Below are 16,758 nucleotides of genomic sequence, written 5' to 3' on the forward strand. Positions count from 1 at the left end.
TATGGAATGAAATCAAGGCAACATATGATGAGATTAACAGTGAGTCCAATAAAATTAATCTTCGGCACCCTTTGGCTCAGCCTGTTTATTGTTGCGCTATTCTTCTGGTGGAGATCAACCATCACTTTGGTCGAAGTTCCTTTATTACTTCAGCATTTGCTGAATGATGTCGGCCTGTACAAAGCGGCTTCTATCTATATCTTGATCTATGCTGTGCGCCCCCTGATTCTGTTTCCTGCAACACTCCTGACGGTTGCTTCAGGACTTATCTTTGGCCCCTGGCTCGGAACCCTTTTTACAATTGTGGGAGAAAATGCCAGTGCCAACCTGGGCTTTTCACTGAGTCACTGGTTTGGTCGAAAAACCGTGGAGACATATTCCACTGGTTGGCTTAATCATTGGGATACAAAATTGCGCCAAAACGGCATCGTCACAGTCATGACGATGCGACTCATTATGCTCCCCTTTGATGCCGTTAATTTTGGCTGTGGTCTCACCGCCATTCGCCATCGTGATTACGCCATTGGAACATTTATCGGCATTTTACCATCGCTGGTCGGCTTCGTCCTTTTAGGGGGGATTGCCGCATCTGGCGTTCAACACCGCTTCTTAGTCTTGACCCTTTCGATCTTTTTCATGGTCTTGGGCTTTACTCTTGCTCACCATCTTAAGCGTCGGGAAGGGGCAAATTTCCAACAAAACTGACTCTGAAATGTTCATTTTTTGAAGTTTATAACTGTTTTTACTGCATTTAACAAATTACTCGATACACTTCAGGTTGAACTTCGGTCATCGCAACAACAGACTAAAAAGGAAGGTTATGACGAATCGTTCTATAAAAATATCAATTCTGGCTGTCATTCTAGTTCTGATTGTCAGCTTTTTCGCCTTTGATTTAGGCCAATATTTAACCTTGACCTATCTCAAAAGTCAGCAACAGGTATTTAACAATTATTATCAACTCCACCGCTTTTCAACTTTGGCGAGTTATTTTGTTATTTACATTATCGTCACGGCTCTCTCTCTACCAGGAGCGACAGTCATGACTTTGGCCGGAGGTGCCCTCTTTGGCCTCTGGACAGCCCTCATTGTTGTTAGCTTTGCCAGCAGTATTGGTGCAACCTTGGCTTTTCTGGTTTCCCGTTTTTTGTTGCGTGACTGGGTCCAGCAAAAATTTGGGGACAAACTGCAGGCAATTAACAAGGGGGTAGAAAAAGAGGGGGCTTTTTATCTGTTTTCGCTTCGGTTAGTCCCACTTTTTCCGTTTTTTGTCATCAACTTGGTGATGGGATTAACGCCACTAAAGACCTCTCTCTATTACATCGTCAGTCAAGTTGGGATGTTGGCGGGAACCTTTGTCTTCGTGAATGCCGGAACTCAACTTGGTCAGTTGGAAAGTGCCGGAGGGATTCTGTCTCCTGGATTATTAATTTCGTTCGCCCTGCTTGGCGTATTCCCCTTGGTTGCCAAGCGCATCGTTGCCATTTTTCAAGCGCGTAAGGTATTCGCCGGGTATCAGAAACCGCAGAAGTTCGACTACAATCTTGTGGTGATCGGGGCCGGAAGTGGCGGGCTGGTCAGTTCGTATATTGCTGCTGCGGTCAAAGCTAAAGTGGCGCTGATTGAAAAACATAAAATGGGTGGCGATTGTCTGAATACCGGCTGCGTACCCAGTAAAGCTCTGTTGCGTAGTGCTAAAATGCTTTCCTATGCCAAACGGGCCAAAGAGTTTGGTTTTGAAAAAGCCGAGGTTGCTTTCGATTTTGCCCAGGTCATGGAACGGGTGCAGCAGAAAATTGCACAAATTGAACCGCATGATTCGATCGAACGATATACCAGCCTCGGAGTTGAGGTGATTGAAGGGGAAGCAAAAATCACTTCTCCGTGGATGGTTGAGGTCAACGGAAAAAGCTTAACCACACGGAGTATTATTATTGCCACGGGGGCTAAACCCTTTGTGCCACCGATCAAGGGATTGGAGCAAATCGACTATCTAACCTCAGACAATTTATGGTCACTGCGTGAACGACCGGAAAAATTGGTGGTGCTGGGTGGCGGGCCGATTGGTAGTGAGATGACGCAGGCTTTTGCTCGCCTCGGCAGCCACGTTACTCAGGTTGAAATGGGCGACCGAATTGTCGGACGTGAAGATCCAGAGGTCGGTGAATACCTGCAGAAAAAATTTATTGAAGAAGGTATTCAAGTCCTAACTGGGCATCAGGCGCAAGAGGTGCAGGTGGATGCAGGTCATAAACGGCTAATTTGTGCCCACCTGGGAGAAAAAGTAACCATTGAATTTGACCAGATTCTGGTTGCTGTCGGTCGTAAAGCGAATGTCAGTGGCTTCGGATTAGAAGAGCTTGGAGTTGAAATTAGTCCCCGTGGTACCGTTGCCAGCGATCCATTTCTGCGGACGAATTTCCCTAATATTCTCTGTGCAGGTGATGTCGCAGGTCCTTATCAATTCACCCATACTGCGGCACATCAGGCCTGGTATGCTGCGGTTAATGCGCTGTTTGGACAGTTCAAAAGTTTCAAAGTCGATTACCGGGTCATCCCCTGGTGCACCTTCACCGATGCTGAAGTTGCCAGAGTTGGGCTCAATGAAGCCGAGGCAAAAGAACAGAATATTTCTGTTGAAGTGACCCGTTACGGGATTGAGGATCTGGATCGTGCCATCGCCGACAGTGAGGATGATGGGTGGGTCAAGGTTCTTACTAAGCCCGGCTCTGACAAGATTCTTGGGGTGACAATTGTTGGCACCCATGCTGGAGATTTGTTGGCTGAATATGTTCTCGCCATGAAATATAACCTCGGCTTGAATAAAATTCTCGGAACGATTCATACCTATCCGACCTTATCCGAGATGAACAAGTTTGCGGCTGGCGAGTGGAAACGGGCTCATGCCCCAGAGAAACTGTTAAGTTGGATTGAAAAATACCACACCTGGCGAAGAGGATAGTCTTAGCAATGGATAGACTTGCGAAACAACTTCTGCATTTGCAGTTTCAACAACTAAAGCTAAAGGAGTTACCAATGAAAAAGATTAGCTGGTTCCTGACACTATGTTTGTTCCTCATCAGTACTTCATCAGTTTTTGCTGCCGACGGTCTAATCGCTCTCAAAAGTTCCTATTCTCCAGAAGAGACCATGAACCGCTTTGAAGCGATTGCCAAACAAAAGGGGTTGAATATTTTTGCCCGCGTCAACCACACCGCTGGTGCGGCTAAGATTGGCAAATCATTGCGTCCGACGGAAGTGTTGATTTTTGGTAACCCCCAAGGTGGAACCCCGTTTATGGAGTGTGCACAGACCGTTGGGATTGATCTGCCACTCAAGGTGCTGGTTTGGGAAGATAGCACTGGACAAGTATGGCTCGGTTATAATGATCCGGCCTATTTAGCTGCGCGGCATGGTGTCTCAGAATGTCCTTCTGCCGTAAACTTGAGTAAAGCCTTGGCAGGGTTATCGGCTGCTGCTCTGGCTGGGGCCATGTAATGAAAGCACTTTTGGTGTTAGGTTTTCTGTTGCTGCCGACAATATTAATGGCCAATGAAGCTGATGTTGTCAGAGTCGAGGTTGACAAAGTCGGCAGCGGCTACCGATTTGACGTGACCGTTCAACACCACGATGAGGGTTGGCAACACTACGCCAATAAGTGGGAGGTTGTGACGGCCGATGGTCAGGTTCTCGCGACCCGGGTGCTGCATCATCCGCATGTCAATGAACAACCCTTTACCCGTAGCTTGTCTGGCGTTGAGATCGCAGCGGAAATCAGCTCAGTAATTATTCGCGCCCACGATCTGGTGCACGGCTATGGTGGAGAGGAGATGACAGTGATGCTCCCCAAGTAAACAATGAATTGTGGAGTGGCTACCGTTACAGTGTCCCTTCCATATCCAAGCGGAAGAAATCTTTGGCTTTCAGCTTTTCTTCACCGCTGTAGCGGGTTGGAGCTGTCCCTGGAGCGAAGACCTCAAAATAGGCATTCTTATCGTCTTCAGGCAGAAGCAAGCCGGTTTTTTTATCAATGGCGTGGAATTCGATGCTGTCGGGAATCTGAAAATTCTCAACCGGATATTGCTTCGACGCCTCTTTCATAAAGTCAACCCACGCTGGCGCTGCGGCGCGTGAGCCTGTCTCACTTTTCCCCAAAGGCCGCTCTTGGTCATATCCGACCCAGGAGACACAAGCAAGCTGGGGGATGAAACCAACATACCAAGCGTCTTTCAGATCGTTTGTTGTCCCGGTTTTACCCGCTGAAGGGCGATTGATAGCTTTGGCACGCCAGCCGGTCCCTTCTCTGACGACGCTCTCCATAATATTGGTGATCAAATAAGCTGTTTCTGGTGAGATGACCCGACGTGGCGGTTTTCGAATCAAACGTTGGTCGTCAGCCATCCCTGTCGCAAAATCCGCTGGATCGATCGACTCCAGAATCCGGCCATTCCGGTCACGGATTCTGGTGATATAGGTTGGAGGCACCAAAACCCCACCATTAGCAAACACCGTATAGGCCGTCAGCATCTCAAGGGGAGTCACCGCTGTGGAGCCCAGCGCCATGGACAGATCGCGCTGTTGAGGCGTTTCTAATCCCAGTTTTTTTATATAATTGGCGGCATAGTTGACACCGATATCTTCAAGGATTTTGATGGTTACCACATTGCGGGAATGGGCCAGAGCTTCACGAAACCGGGTTGGACCATAAAACTTCTCTTCGTAGTTTCTGGGTTTCCACTCTTCCAGCTTTCCCGTTTCTTCTTTGATGTTTTCATAAATAAGTGGGGTATCCAGAAGGATACTGGCAGGCGTATAGCCCCGGTCTAAGGCTGCAGCGTAAATCAGCGGTTTAATTGCGGAACCGGGTAACCGTTTGGCTTGAATGGCGCGGTTAAACTGACTTACAGCAAAATCGTAGCCACCCACCATCGCCTTAATTTGCCCGCTGAAAGGATCTACAGCAACCAATGCTCCCTGAGCCAGAGGTGTCTGTTCCAGGCTCAGTTTGACCACTTCAGACTCAAGATCAAGAACCTCGACCTCGACGACTGAACCGCGAGGAAAGAGGGTCACCTTTTTCTCTCCGGCATTGCCGAGAGGTTCGGTATCGTTCTGAGTAAATTTAATCGGAGCAGCCCATTTCGACTTGGCTATTGAGATTGTCCCCTCTCGAGAACCAATTTTACACAGCAGCGAATCCCCTTCTTGGCCGACAATAATGGCCTCGGTCACACGGCCATTCTCCAGTGGTTCTGTTGCCCATTGTTCTTCCTGTTTGGTGAGAAATTCGGCTATTCCTGCATCATCAAGGACTTGTTGTGCCCCACGGTAACCGCGACGCTTATCGTGATGACGCAGATTATTTTTGACGGCCTGTTGTGCAACCTTCTGCATCGGCAGATTAATACTGGTTTCTACCTGAAGCCCGCCAGTGTAGAGGACCTCTTCACCGAACCGTTCTTCGAGATAGCGACGGACCTGCTCATTGAAGTAGGCGGTCACATCCAACAGATTATTGAGGCGGGGTTTAATTGCGACCTCTTCTTGTGCGGCCTGGACATATTCCTCAGGAGTGATGAAGCCCTCCTTCACCATCCGTTCAAGGACATATTTTTGTCGCTCCATGGCACGCTCATAGTGTCGATAGGGAGAGTAACGGCTCGGGGCCTGAGGTAATCCGGCGAGGATTGCCGATTCTGCCAAAGTCAATTCTTCCACGTTCTTATCAAAATAATTTTCTGCGGCGGCCTCAACTCCGTAAGCACGGTGCCCAAGGTAGATCTGATTCAGATAGAGATAGAGAATCTCCTGCTTGGTCAGAGCTTTCTCCATCCGCCAGGCCAGAATGGCCTCTTTAAATTTACGCGTGAAGGTCCGCTCTGAAGTCAGTAACAGTTTTTTTGCCACCTGCTGGGTGATTGTACTTCCCCCCTGAGCAATTCCCCCGGCTTTAACATTTTTAATTGCTGCCCGCAGGATAGAGACAAAATTAATCCCTTGATGCTTAAAAAAGCTTGAATCTTCCGCAGCAACAAAAGCTTGTACCAGGGTTTTTGGCATCTTCTCAAAAGGGACCAGAATCCGTCGTTCACGTGAATATTCTGCAATGATAGAGGCGTCATCGGCATAGATCCGGGTGATCAACGGGGGTTGATAGTCGGAGAGGGTCTCTACTTTTGGTAAGGTGGTCGAAACAAAGAAATAAGCCCCGATAAGACATGCTGCGGCAAGCAAAGGCGTTGCGAACAACAAAAATAAAAAATACTTTATGTAGTTATTCATTTATATCTTTTCTTTAAATGGTAAGTACTGATCTTTGAAACGAAGAAAATCAACTTGGTTTTATAACATGCAGCCGATATAGGAGCAACTGATTGGAGGCTTGACCCACCATAAGGTTCGGCTTATTCTTCACCTTTGGTTATGGACATTCAATATTAAAATAGGATTGTGATAAGACGAAAGAAGGTTGGCAATGAAAAAAGCGGTCGTCCTCTATAGTGGAGGCCTTGATTCTACGACCTGTATGGCAATTGCACGGGAGCAAGGATTTCAGCCCTATGCCCTCAGTTTTGCCTATGGTCAAAGACATACGGTTGAATTGGATAAGGCGCGTAAATATGCTCCATTGATCGGCGCAGAAGAACATATGGTCATTGATATCGATCTACGCAAGATGGGTGGTAGCGCTTTAACCGCAGATATTGATGTGCCCAAAAGTGGTGTCTGTGCAGATGAGATTCCGGTGACTTATGTCCCCGCGCGAAATACCATATTTCTTTCCTTTGCGCTCGGCTGGGCCGAGGTGCTCGGAGCCAGCGATATTTATATCGGTGTCAACGCCCTGGATTACTCCGGTTACCCGGACTGCCGTCCCGAATTCATCCAGGCCTTTCAGCAGATGGCAAACCTTGCAACCAAAGCCGGGGTCGAAGGTCATCCCTACCAGATTCACGCCCCATTACTTAATTTGACCAAAGCACAGATTATTCAACAAGGATTGTCTCTGGGCGTTGATTATCAACTCACCCACTCCTGCTACGACCCGACACCGGAGGGATTATCCTGCGGTCAGTGTGATTCCTGCCGCCTGCGGTTAAAAGGATTTGCCGACGCTGGGCAGGAGGATCCGGTCTCTTATGTCTAATCATCATAAACAACAGCGCCCCGCTGTCATGCCCGATATGCAGCAAAGCCGTGATACGCGAAACATTGCGATTGACAAAGTCGGGGTCAAGGATATCGGTTATCCAATTGTGGTGATGGATAAATACCGGGAGAAGCAGCACACTGTCGCCAGGATAAATATGTTTGTTGATCTCCCCGAACACTTTAAGGGGACTCATATGAGCCGCTTTATTGAAGTGCTCAATCAACATCATGCTGGTATCAGTGTTGAAAACATGGAGACCATCCTGACGGAGATGAAATCCCGTCTCGGCTCTGGCCGAGCCCATCTGGAACTTGATTTTCCTTATTTCATTGAAAAACGGGCCCCCATCTCTGGGGCGCGGAGTCTCATGGAATACCAGTGCCGGATGATTGGGACTCAAGCTGAAACCTATGACTTTATTCTCGAAGCAAGCATTCCGGTGACATCACTGTGCCCTTGTTCCAAAGAGATCAGCGAACGCGGTGCCCATAATCAACGCAGCATTGTCACCGTGCAGATCAGGTACTCCGAACACATCTGGTTAGAGGACCTGATCGAATGGGTTGAAGACTGTGCAAGCTGCCCTGTTTATGCACTCCTTAAACGTGAGGATGAAAAGGCTGTCACTGAACAGGCTTATGACAACCCCATGTTTGTCGAAGATATGGTCCGTGCGGTGACCCAAAAGTTACGTTCTATTCCACAGATAAGTTGGTTCAAGATACAATGTGAGAATTTTGAATCCATCCACAATCACTCCGCTTACGCCATGGTCGAAGGGGGTAACAACTAAATGTGGATAAGCCTGTGGATAAAGTGGATAACTTCAGAAAACACAAGGATTTTCATTTAAAAAAGACTTTTTTAACAAGTTCTCCGCCGCAAAATAGATAGAGACAGGATCACTATTCGCTCAACACATTGTTAGTTTTTTGTTGAATCCGGTTGACTGCTTGACTTGGCTTTGCGACTACCGGATAATTTGCCGCCAAGCTGACATGGCTTTACCAACTACTGACTTTTGTTGTAAAGTTGACAATTCCACTAGCTGTTTACCGTACCCCCTTAAAAGGAGAAAACTTTTGCTGGACCTGATATTTAGCGCCGGACCTGTGGTCAAACTGGTTCTTTTGATTCTGCTCTATTTTTCGCTCGTCTCCTGGGCAATCATATTTTACAAAGTTGCGGTGATTCAACGTGCGATTAAAGAATCTGACCGTTTTCTTGATTTTTTCTGGACCAAGAAGCGCTTTGATCTCATTGGTCAAGGGATCAAGGAATTTAGCCACTCGCCGATCGCCATCCTCTTTCGCGAGGGCTATCATGAGATGCTGCAACTCAAAAAGAAATCTGCCGACCCTGCTGAATCTGGTGACTTTTCTTTAAAAATGGAGACCACCGAAATGGTTGGTCGGGCCTTGCGTCGCGCCACAACCCAAGAGACTCAGAGACTGGAAAAGTACCTCACCTTCTTGGCCACAACCGGTTCCACCGCCCCCTTTATCGGGCTATTCGGAACCGTATGGGGAATCATGGACGCTTTTCATGGAATCGGAACCACAGGGAGCGCCTCACTTGCTGTGGTTGCCCCAGGTATTTCAGAAGCTCTGATTGCCACGGCAATTGGTTTGGCCGCGGCGATCCCCGCAGTTATGGGGTACAACCATTTTCTCAACAAGGTCAATATTCTGATTGGTGAAATGGATAATTTCAGTCAGGAACTCCTCAATATCGTCGGGCGGATGGAGCAGGGAAACTAGATGGACACAGGAAGCCCGTCTCGGGGCCGGCGCAGTAGCCTCTCGCAGATTAATGTGACTCCGTTTGTGGATGTCATGCTGGTGCTCTTGATTATCTTTATGGTGACCGCACCGATGCTGGATCAGGGTGTCGAAGTGAGCCTCCCTGAGGTCGCTGAAGCGCCGGGGTTACCAGCCCAAGAAGAGCCGTTAGTGGTTACCTTGGAACGCAGCGGTCAGATTTTAATCGGCAAGGCAAAGATTGACCAACTCTCAAAATTGGGCCCCGTGATTCAACAAGCATTGAAGGGCAAACCCGATCGTGAAGTTTTCCTTGAAGCCGATGAAAAGGTCCCCTACGGTCGGGTTGTACAGGTGATGGCAGCAGTTAAAAAAGCTGGGGTAGAAAAGCTCGGCATGGTCACCCGCCTCCCTGAGGAATAACGGCTTGAGCATGGAATCTCCTCGTAAACAACGCTGGCAGCAGCTACAGTCGGTGTTTGAACCCGGTTTTAAGAAGATGTTATTGATTTCGGTCCTGCTCCATTTACTGGTGCCGATTCTGTACTATTCCCCTTTTTTCCCTAAACGCGCTATCGAAAAGCCCCCTGTATATCGCGTTAACCTCGTCAATAAAATTGTTAAGAATCCACAGGCTGGCCGACCTGAAGCGGCTCCGGTAAAAAAGAAGGCAGTGGTGAAACCACAACCAAAGCCACAACCAAAACCTGAACCCAAGCCAGTCGTGATACCAAAACCGATTCCCCCAAAACCGAAACCCGAACCGGTCAAGCCGAAACCGAAACCGCCGGCACCGAAACCCGAACCCAAGCCTGAGCCAATAAAAGTGAAACCGCAGCCCAAACCTGAGCCGAAGCCAGCAGTTTCTCAGGCTCAGGAGAATTCGCTGCAGCAGCGATTGGAACAGATGCGAGCAGCTCAAGAGAGAAAAGCGAGTGAGCAGGCTCGGAAGGATAAAATTGCCGCTCTGAAAGCAGCGGCGCTGGCTGAAAGCAACAAAATCACATCACCAATCACTGACGCTCCGGTTGGGGTGTTAGACGGTAAAGGGGATGAAGCTGGAGTTAGTGCTGTCGCTTATGTTCAAGAGTTTATTCAACAACAGTGGAGCTTTGCCAAATACCAGGCCGCTGGAAATCCAGAAGCTGAAGTGAAAATGTTTTACAGTGCTGAAGGGACATTACTTCATTATAAATTTGAAAAGAAATCGGGTAATAATGCCTTTGATGAATCTCTGACTCGAGCCATTGTTAAATCCAAACAGCTCGACCAAACGCTTCCAGAAGCGATGGAATTTCATATTTTCTTTAATCTTAAAGACATGATGGACAAGCCATGAAGTATTTTAAAGCTAATCTTTTCATCATCTTGATCCTGTTGTTCCTCGGTTCTACTGCTTTTGCAGCCAGAATTGAAATCAGTGCGCCGGGAGAACAGACCATTCCTCTCGCCATGCCCCGTTTAGTCTCCATGGGTGTCGGATCGGTGCAACCAGCAGTGGCAGCAGAATTTCAGCAGGTGTTACAAGGCGATCTGGAACTCTCAGGTCTTTTCGACCTCGTCAATCCCGCCTCTTTTTTGAGTGACGCTCAAAAGCTTGGTTTGCGGAGAACTGATATCGATTTTCAGCAGTGGCGAATACTCGGAGCTGAAACCCTCATCAAGGGGGGGTATAGTGTCTCTTCCGGGCAAGTCACCGTTGAGCTGCGTCTTTTTGACGTCATTACGCAGAGATTATTAACTGGCCGACGTTATACCGGTAAACTGGCCGATATCCGTAAGATTGCTCACACCTTTGCCGATCAAATACTCCTGAGTTTAACTGGTGAAAAAGGCCCCTTTGCGACCAAAATTGCCTATATCTCAAAGCGGACGGGTCACAAAGAGCTATACTTGATGGATGTTGATGGTCATCAGTCGAAACAGATGACCAACCATCGCTCGATTGTTCTCAACCCCGACTTTTCCCCTATGCGTAAGGAGTTGATCTTTACTTCTTACAGTAAGGATAATCCAGACCTTTACCGCAAGGAGGTCTATACGGGACGCGAATCGCGCTTATCCCTGAAACAAGGTTTAAACATAGGTGGTCGCTATAGCCCGGATGGGCGCGAGATTGCCATCACCCTCTCCAAGGATAAGAACTCAGAGATCTATTTGATTGGTACAGATGGGACAATTCATAAACGTTTAACCAACCATTATAGTATTGATGTCGATCCGAGCTGGAGTCCCAAGGGGAACAAGATTGCTTTCGTTTCTGACCGACGTGGGAATCCCAACGTTTTTATTGTTGATATTCGCACCCTCGAAGTGAGTCGCCTGACTTATGAAGGAAAATATAATGTGACCCCAGCTTGGAGTCCAAAAGGGGACAAGATTGCTTTCTCTCGCATGGTTGATGGTGTCTTTAATATTTTTACAATTCGGGAAGATGGCACCGATGAGCGGCAACTGACCTTTGGCTCGGGGAGCAAAGAACATCCGCGCTGGAGCCCTGATGGACGGTTTCTGATTTACTCTGTGGATCAGAGTGGGGGCGACAAATCGATCTGGGTTATGCGTGCTGACGGCACCGGAGCGAAACGAATCTCAGCCCCAAGGAGCAATGATTCTCATCCGGCGTGGTCCGGTCGTTGGTAAAATGATACAATTCTTCCATCAAACTGCTGTTGTTTTTATGCGCGGCTTCTGTATAATAAGTAAGATATGTGTAGAATATAAATCTGTAATCAAATCGCTAATGCGAAAGGAGTCTTTAATCATGACGAAATCAACCATTACCCGCCTGGTGGTGATGCTCTTTGCCCTGACCCTGTTGGCCTCAGGTTGTGCAAAAAAACCGGTTGCCGAAGAACCTGCAATGATGGAAGCACCTGCTGTTGAGATGCAACAGGAAGCGCCTGCTGTCGTTGTTGAAGAATCAGTGACCGAAATGGCACCTGCCTATGATGCTGCAGCTGTCGCAAAAGCAGCTGAACTTGCAGCAGCCAAAGGTTTGGAAATGATCCACTTTGACTTTGACCAATATACCTTAACTGAAGCAGCCAAGGCCACATTGGTCAGCAACGCTGGTTTGCTCAGGGCAGCTCCTAAGGTTAATGTTCTCATCGAAGGCCATTGTGATGAGCGCGGTTCTGACGAGTACAACCTTGCTTTGGGCGAAAAACGTGCTCTGGCAACCAAGAATTATCTGGTTTCCCTCGGTGTCTCAGTTGGTCAACTAAACGTCATCTCCTATGGTGAAGAGATGCCGATTGATCCAGCACATAATGTCGATGCCTGGGCTAAAAACCGTCGTGCAGCTTTCAAGGTTAAACGTTAATCCGAGCCTATAGTTTATCCGGGCCGCTCATTTCCCTTGAGCGGCCCTTTTTGTTTCAGATCTTCAGGAGGATATTCAATGCGCTTTATATTCATACTACTGAGTTTATTGTTATTGTCTGGGTGTGTACCACCTAGTCAGAATCAGTTGCGGATGGAAAAGGATCTGGCAGAAATGAAGCGTCGTCTGGCCCAATTAGAAGTGCGCACAGTCGAGACTTCTCAAGCCAAAATCGCTGGTGGAGATACTCAGCAACGGCAAGCGGCAGAGCTGTTGGCAGGTGTTGATAATCTGCGCGTTGAATTTCAGTCGGTCAATGGTCGCATGGATGACCTCGGGCAAGAAAACCGAGCTTTGGCCAACGAGCTCCAATTGATCAAAGATGATATGGGGCTGCAGCTTACTTCATTGACGAATCGGGTCGCCGAACTGGAAGGTCAGGCCCTTACCCAGCAGACGCAATCCGCACAACAACAGCCCGAACAGAACCTTAAGCCAGAACCGACAGCAGAACAGCTCTATCAGGATGCCCTTGATGCTATTCGCAATCAGGACAAATATTCTGCTGGTCGCAAGATGCTGGAATCCTTTGTCAGCAAATACCCAAAGCATGAATTATATATCAACGCCCTGTATTGGATTGGGGAAGCTTACTATGGTGAGAAGCAATACGAATCAGCCATCCTTCAGTTTCAGGATGTGATCAGTAAGTATGCTTCGCACCCCAAAGCTGCGGCGGCAATGTTGAAGCAGGCGCTCTCCTTTGATGCCTTGGGAGACAAAGAAAATGCAAGAACCACAATGCAGAAAGTGATGGCTGAATACCCAGACTCTCCTCAGGCCACGACAGCAAAAAGCTATTTAGAAAAGGGTTAACCAGCCCTGAACTTCAATTCAAAAAAAGCAGGACAGCTGTGATGGCTTGTCCTGCTTTTTTTATTCTTCCAGATCAATCCGGCGAAAAGCAGCAAGAACGTCATTCTGGCTGAGAATCCCAAGTAACTTTTGCGGTTCATCGGGATCAATAACCGGGAAATAACTGATATTCCGTTTCTTCTGAAAGGTTTTTAGGGCGATACGGAGTGGGGTGTCTGGTGGGATGGAGTGGTGTGCCGATGAGACCAGATCCCGCGCAACAAGGAGACTTGAAAGGGACTGGTCAAACAACAGATTGCGGATCTCTGTATAGTTGATGATGCCGATAAAGTTCTGTTCGTCATCGACAACGGGAAAACGGTCATAGCGACTATGGGCAATAATATTCAATAGTTCCTGAAATTTAGTGCCATGGTGAATGGTCTCAACATTAAGGCGCATGACATGACGCACCAAAATATCGCCGGGATTATCCAAATTGTGACCAGCAGGAAGACCCAAGTTATTGCGAAAATGGTTAGCGACACTGTGCATCCCTTCCATCCCCCCTTGGGGAGCCCGCTTGCGTAACAACGAGAGCAATGGCACTTCACCTGCTCTGACCAATCCACAACGGACCGCCAATGGTCCAACCAGTTCAAAGACAACGACTGAACCCAGGATCACCGTTTCAACCAGTTTCCCCCCTTCTGGCCATTGTTTTGCCAAAGTGGCTGCAAGACCGATAGCCATCCCGGCCTGTGCCAGCAAAGTCATCCCGACCCACCTCTGCTCTCTTTGACCAAAGCCCCCTAGGTGTGCACCCAAAGAAGCACTCGCCAGTTTTGCAATGGTTCTCGCCAGCACATAGGCAACCCCTAACAAACCAATGCGGGCTAAGGTTTCGATATGGAGATTGGCGCCAGCAAGGACAAAGAAGACCACATAGAGGGGATAATCGACCTCATTGAGAGCTTTGAGGAGACGATTCCAACGAGGAGAACTATCAGCCAGGATCATACCCAATGCCATGCAGGAGAGGAGAGGTTCGATACCAAGATAGCGGCTGATCACGGCCACAACAGTAACTCCTCCCAGCAGCAAGATCTTGTATTCACTGGGCAGTTCCATACGCTGTGCCCACAACGACATGACAAAACCGACACTGCCTCCCAGAATCAAAGGGATACAAAGTTGGTAAATGATGGATATTATTCCACCATTTGGGGTGACTAATAATTGCGCAGCTATCGAAAAAGCAAACACTGAAAACAAGTTATTCAGGCTGACCAGCGTCAACACCAAGCGGGTAATGGGCCCCTCTGCCTCATATTCACGGATCACCATCAAAGTGGCTGCTGGTGCTGTGGCAATGCTAATGGTTCCGGTAAATACAGCAAAAAAGAATGATGTCTGGATCAGACTCAAACCCGTCACGGTTTGCTGTACGATAAAATAATTGACCACAAAAACGGATGCTCCAACCAGCAGTCCGGTAGACAATGTTTCGGTCAATGAAAAAATTAGCAGGCGCTGTTTCCAGCGACGCAAATTCTCGGTCCGGAGCTGACCACCGATGTTCATCAAGATTAATGCTAAAGCGATATCCGATATCAGGCGTAATTCATCCAAGTCAGGATGCGAGACGAGGGCTGGAAGATTCAACAGTTCGGCAAATGAGGGGCCGACAAGCAACCCTGCCAGCAGATAGCCCGTGACCCGAGGGACGCGAAAGAACGCCGCAAAGCGCCCGCCTATCAGTGCTGCGGTCAAGATCACCGCAAGAGAAAAAATGATGTGAAATGAATCAGCTGGCATAGGGAACCGTAATTAAAGAATCATTAAAATTAATAATCTTATCATAGTATTTCATCAAGATGACAATTTGTAGATAAAACTGCGCTGCTGAATTAACCCTTTTTTAAACTATTTTTTGAGATCAGAGAGGGGAGGCATCTATCTGAGTTGACACGATTTTTGTTGATACGCAAAAAGGGCATAAATCGTCCCATTGTGCATCCCTCCACAACCAATATCTGATGTTGAGATGGCGAACATGAAAGCAGTCTTTGTCGCCACAATTTCAGCAGCGATTGTTGCGCATTTCTCAATCCGAACAGAGGCCGTATAGTCTTCTATCGTGCCATAAAAACCGTTCTTGCACGCCTCTTCGTAGCGTTTTTTCAGAACCAGTTTGAACTGTTGGGCATCTTGATCCTGTTGCCATGCATAGCTCTGAGCCGCAGAATCTCCCCAAAACAGCAGATGCGGGCAAATATTTTGCTGAACTCCGAGAGAAAAGATAAGTTGGCCGCAGACGGGACAGTGCAGATCAACGGGTTCACTACAGAAATCCAGAGTGATTATCGGAATAGACATGATAGCTCTCCAGTATTTTTCCGGTTCAAGAACCGATACATTGAAACCGTTCCAGAACCTGTTTTTTTTGCATCCCGGCAATCATGAAGTCACGAAAGGTTTTTTCCGTCAAAGTTGGAACCTTATCTTGTAGTTGCACCAGTGAAATCATATTGACCATAACGTTTTTAGTGGTCGCGATAGGGATAATCTCACCCTTCTGAATCTCTTCCCAGATGAGATAGGATGTCGCCACTCCTAGCCCCATCCCTAACTTCAACCCTGAAATCAAGGCTTCATGACTATCAAGGGTCATCACAACGTTGAGACTCTCCGGAATTTTCTGAAAATGGTGCTTGAACCATAACGCCAGAATTGAGGGATCATCTTCATCGGTGATATATTCCTTATCAAGAAGATTCTTAAAGGAGTGATCGCCTGCTATCCTTTCTTGATAATACTCTTTCGAACAGACCAGCACCATCTCTTCCTTGAGGAGAGGATCAATACTAAAAATATCGGGGAAACTGGGCAATTCAACCTGATTAAAATAGACATCGACCAGGGCATAATCCAACTTCCCTTCGCGAATCATGGTGAGCAGAGGAATTGATTCTTTAAACTTTAACTTAAACATCACATCGGGATAGAGTCGCCGGAATTCATGACAAAATCGGGGCAGGTATTCTTTACCAAACTCCCTGGGAGCACCTATCCGTAAGGTTCCAGCTGGCCGGTCTGAAGGTTGCCGGATATAAGAAATTTCATCCTCCAGCTTAACTACAAACGGCTCAACCAAAGTAAATAACCGTTCCCCTGCCGCCGTAGGAACCAGCTTCTTATGCAATCGGGTAAATAGCGGAACCTTCAGTTCTGCCTCGAGCTTCTGCAGTTGCTGACTGATCGCCGGTTGAGATAGATGCAGCTTATTTGCCGCACCGACGATGCTGTTCAGCGTATAGATATGATAAAAAACTTTAAGGCGATTAAAATCTGGCAGCATAATTAAAACTTATCCTATAGCTAATAATGAATAATTTTACTTATACTTCGATTCTGGCTAACATGCAAGCCATGACAACATGTTTTGTCCTATCTTCTGTGAGGGAATCGTTATGACTTATATTTTTTTAGCTGTATTTGGGGCAATCATCCTTGGACTCATCACCCTCGGAAGTTGGGAAGGTGAAGGACGAATGGTTAACGCCAACTGGTTAGAAGATGATGAGAAATTTCATTTTATTTCCCGCTGGGGAGCATAGTTAGGCGCTCGCACAGAAGCAATGATATTGACTTAATTTATAAAG

The 16,758-nt window shown here is 47.5% G+C and carries 17 protein-coding genes; 13 read left to right on the plus strand and 4 right to left on the minus strand.

Features of this window, described 5'->3' with window-relative positions:
* Positions 1–39 precede the first annotated feature (39 nt).
* From BLU87_RS14435 to BLU87_RS14450, 4 genes are all read left to right on the plus strand, one after another.
* Positions 40–705 carry a TVP38/TMEM64 family protein gene (locus BLU87_RS14435; protein WP_175498410.1) on the plus strand — a complete coding sequence of 222 codons (666 nt, stop codon included), beginning with the start codon at positions 40–42 and terminating at the stop codon, positions 703–705.
* A gap of 115 nt (positions 706–820) precedes the next feature.
* Positions 821–2,962 carry an FAD-dependent oxidoreductase gene (locus BLU87_RS14440; protein ID WP_092350078.1) on the plus strand — a complete coding sequence of 714 codons (2,142 nt, stop codon included), beginning with the start codon at positions 821–823 and terminating at the stop codon, positions 2,960–2,962.
* Positions 2,963–3,036: 74 nt separating this feature from the next.
* Complete coding sequence (locus BLU87_RS14445) at positions 3,037–3,498, plus strand: DUF302 domain-containing protein (RefSeq protein WP_092350080.1); 462 nt, start codon at positions 3,037–3,039, stop codon at positions 3,496–3,498.
* Positions 3,498–3,854 carry a hypothetical protein gene (locus BLU87_RS14450; RefSeq protein ID WP_092350082.1) on the plus strand — a complete coding sequence of 119 codons (357 nt, stop codon included), beginning with the start codon at positions 3,498–3,500 and terminating at the stop codon, positions 3,852–3,854. Before BLU87_RS14445 ends, BLU87_RS14450 begins: the two co-directional genes overlap by 1 nt.
* Positions 3,855–3,879: 25 nt before the next feature.
* On the opposite strand, the gene BLU87_RS14455 is transcribed toward BLU87_RS14450, so the two are convergent.
* Positions 3,880–6,282, minus strand: a complete 2,403-nt coding sequence (locus BLU87_RS14455; RefSeq protein WP_092350084.1) for a penicillin-binding protein 1A — start codon at positions 6,280–6,282, stop codon at positions 3,880–3,882.
* A 193-nt stretch (positions 6,283–6,475) separates the two neighbouring features.
* Here BLU87_RS14455 and queC point away from each other — a divergent pair, with 193 nt between their 5' ends.
* From queC to ybgF, 8 genes are all read left to right on the plus strand, one after another.
* Positions 6,476–7,147 (plus strand): 7-cyano-7-deazaguanine synthase QueC, encoded by a 672-nt coding sequence (gene queC, locus BLU87_RS14460; protein ID WP_092350086.1) that lies wholly within the window; start codon positions 6,476–6,478, stop codon positions 7,145–7,147.
* Positions 7,148–7,175: 28 nt separating this feature from the next.
* The gene (folE2, locus tag BLU87_RS14465; protein ID WP_092350310.1) at positions 7,176–7,946 is read left to right on the plus strand and encodes a GTP cyclohydrolase FolE2; all 771 of its coding nucleotides are present in this window, start codon (positions 7,176–7,178) and stop codon (positions 7,944–7,946) included.
* A 292-nt stretch (positions 7,947–8,238) separates the two neighbouring features.
* Positions 8,239–8,913 carry a protein TolQ gene (gene tolQ, locus BLU87_RS14470; RefSeq protein WP_092350312.1) on the plus strand — a complete coding sequence of 225 codons (675 nt, stop codon included), beginning with the start codon at positions 8,239–8,241 and terminating at the stop codon, positions 8,911–8,913.
* Positions 8,914–9,336, plus strand: coding sequence for a protein TolR (gene tolR / locus BLU87_RS14475; protein ID WP_092350088.1), 423 nt, complete (start codon positions 8,914–8,916; stop codon positions 9,334–9,336).
* Between the two features lie 10 nt (positions 9,337–9,346).
* Positions 9,347–10,252 (plus strand): energy transducer TonB, encoded by a 906-nt coding sequence (locus tag BLU87_RS17355; protein ID WP_175498411.1) that lies wholly within the window; start codon positions 9,347–9,349, stop codon positions 10,250–10,252.
* Positions 10,249–11,556 (plus strand): Tol-Pal system beta propeller repeat protein TolB, encoded by a 1,308-nt coding sequence (gene tolB / locus BLU87_RS14490; RefSeq protein ID WP_092350094.1) that lies wholly within the window; start codon positions 10,249–10,251, stop codon positions 11,554–11,556. The genes BLU87_RS17355 and tolB overlap by 4 nt, the downstream gene beginning before the upstream one ends.
* A gap of 121 nt (positions 11,557–11,677) precedes the next feature.
* Positions 11,678–12,238 (plus strand): peptidoglycan-associated lipoprotein Pal, encoded by a 561-nt coding sequence (gene pal, locus BLU87_RS14495; protein WP_092350096.1) that lies wholly within the window; start codon positions 11,678–11,680, stop codon positions 12,236–12,238.
* 78 nt (positions 12,239–12,316) lie between these two features.
* Positions 12,317–13,114: a tol-pal system protein YbgF gene (ybgF, locus tag BLU87_RS14500; RefSeq protein WP_092350098.1), complete on the plus strand. Its 798-nt coding sequence runs from the start codon at positions 12,317–12,319 to the stop codon at positions 13,112–13,114.
* 60 nt (positions 13,115–13,174) lie between these two features.
* Here ybgF and BLU87_RS14505 read toward each other — a convergent pair whose 3' ends face one another.
* The 3 genes from BLU87_RS14505 to BLU87_RS14515 all read right to left on the minus strand — a co-directional run bounded on the left by BLU87_RS14505 (position 13,175) and on the right by BLU87_RS14515 (position 16,454).
* A complete protein-coding gene (locus tag BLU87_RS14505) occupies positions 13,175–14,911 on the minus strand; it encodes a cation:proton antiporter domain-containing protein (protein WP_092350100.1) in 1,737 nt (578 codons plus the stop codon).
* Between the two features lie 138 nt (positions 14,912–15,049).
* Positions 15,050–15,472 (minus strand): hypothetical protein, encoded by a 423-nt coding sequence (locus tag BLU87_RS14510; protein ID WP_092350102.1) that lies wholly within the window; start codon positions 15,470–15,472, stop codon positions 15,050–15,052.
* A 25-nt stretch (positions 15,473–15,497) separates the two neighbouring features.
* On the minus strand, positions 15,498–16,454 hold the full coding sequence (locus BLU87_RS14515; protein WP_092350104.1) for a LysR family transcriptional regulator: 957 nt from the start codon (positions 16,452–16,454) through the stop codon (positions 15,498–15,500).
* Positions 16,455–16,566: 112 nt separating this feature from the next.
* On the opposite strand from BLU87_RS14515, the gene BLU87_RS17360 reads away from it, so the two are divergent.
* Positions 16,567–16,713 carry a hypothetical protein gene (locus BLU87_RS17360; protein ID WP_175498412.1) on the plus strand — a complete coding sequence of 49 codons (147 nt, stop codon included), beginning with the start codon at positions 16,567–16,569 and terminating at the stop codon, positions 16,711–16,713.
* Positions 16,714–16,758 lie beyond the last annotated feature (45 nt).

Source organism: Desulfuromusa kysingii, from assembly GCF_900107645.1.
GTDB classification, from domain to species: Bacteria; Desulfobacterota; Desulfuromonadia; order Desulfuromonadales; family Geopsychrobacteraceae; genus Desulfuromusa; species Desulfuromusa kysingii.

Excerpts from the sequence above, each read along its gene's own strand:
- pal (WP_092350096.1), top strand. The coding sequence starts at position 11,678 with ATGACGAAATCAACCATTACCCGCCTGGTGGTGATGCTCTTTGCCCTG.
- ybgF (WP_092350098.1), top strand. The coding sequence starts at position 12,317 with ATGCGCTTTATATTCATACTACTGAGTTTATTGTTATTGTCTGGGTGT.
- BLU87_RS17360 (WP_175498412.1), top strand. The coding sequence starts at position 16,567 with ATGACTTATATTTTTTTAGCTGTATTTGGGGCAATCATCCTTGGACTC.
- folE2 (WP_092350310.1), top strand. The coding sequence starts at position 7,176 with ATGCCCGATATGCAGCAAAGCCGTGATACGCGAAACATTGCGATTGAC.
- BLU87_RS14515 (WP_092350104.1), bottom strand. The coding sequence starts at position 16,454 with ATGCTGCCAGATTTTAATCGCCTTAAAGTTTTTTATCATATCTATACG.
- BLU87_RS14440 (WP_092350078.1), top strand. The coding sequence starts at position 821 with ATGACGAATCGTTCTATAAAAATATCAATTCTGGCTGTCATTCTAGTT.
- queC (WP_092350086.1), top strand. The coding sequence starts at position 6,476 with ATGAAAAAAGCGGTCGTCCTCTATAGTGGAGGCCTTGATTCTACGACC.
- BLU87_RS14445 (WP_092350080.1), top strand. The coding sequence starts at position 3,037 with ATGAAAAAGATTAGCTGGTTCCTGACACTATGTTTGTTCCTCATCAGT.
- BLU87_RS14510 (WP_092350102.1), bottom strand. The coding sequence starts at position 15,472 with ATGTCTATTCCGATAATCACTCTGGATTTCTGTAGTGAACCCGTTGAT.
- BLU87_RS17355 (WP_175498411.1), top strand. The coding sequence starts at position 9,347 with ATGGAATCTCCTCGTAAACAACGCTGGCAGCAGCTACAGTCGGTGTTT.
- BLU87_RS14505 (WP_092350100.1), bottom strand. The coding sequence starts at position 14,911 with ATGCCAGCTGATTCATTTCACATCATTTTTTCTCTTGCGGTGATCTTG.
- BLU87_RS14455 (WP_092350084.1), bottom strand. The coding sequence starts at position 6,282 with ATGAATAACTACATAAAGTATTTTTTATTTTTGTTGTTCGCAACGCCT.
- BLU87_RS14450 (WP_092350082.1), top strand. The coding sequence starts at position 3,498 with ATGAAAGCACTTTTGGTGTTAGGTTTTCTGTTGCTGCCGACAATATTA.
- tolR (WP_092350088.1), top strand. The coding sequence starts at position 8,914 with ATGGACACAGGAAGCCCGTCTCGGGGCCGGCGCAGTAGCCTCTCGCAG.
- tolB (WP_092350094.1), top strand. The coding sequence starts at position 10,249 with ATGAAGTATTTTAAAGCTAATCTTTTCATCATCTTGATCCTGTTGTTC.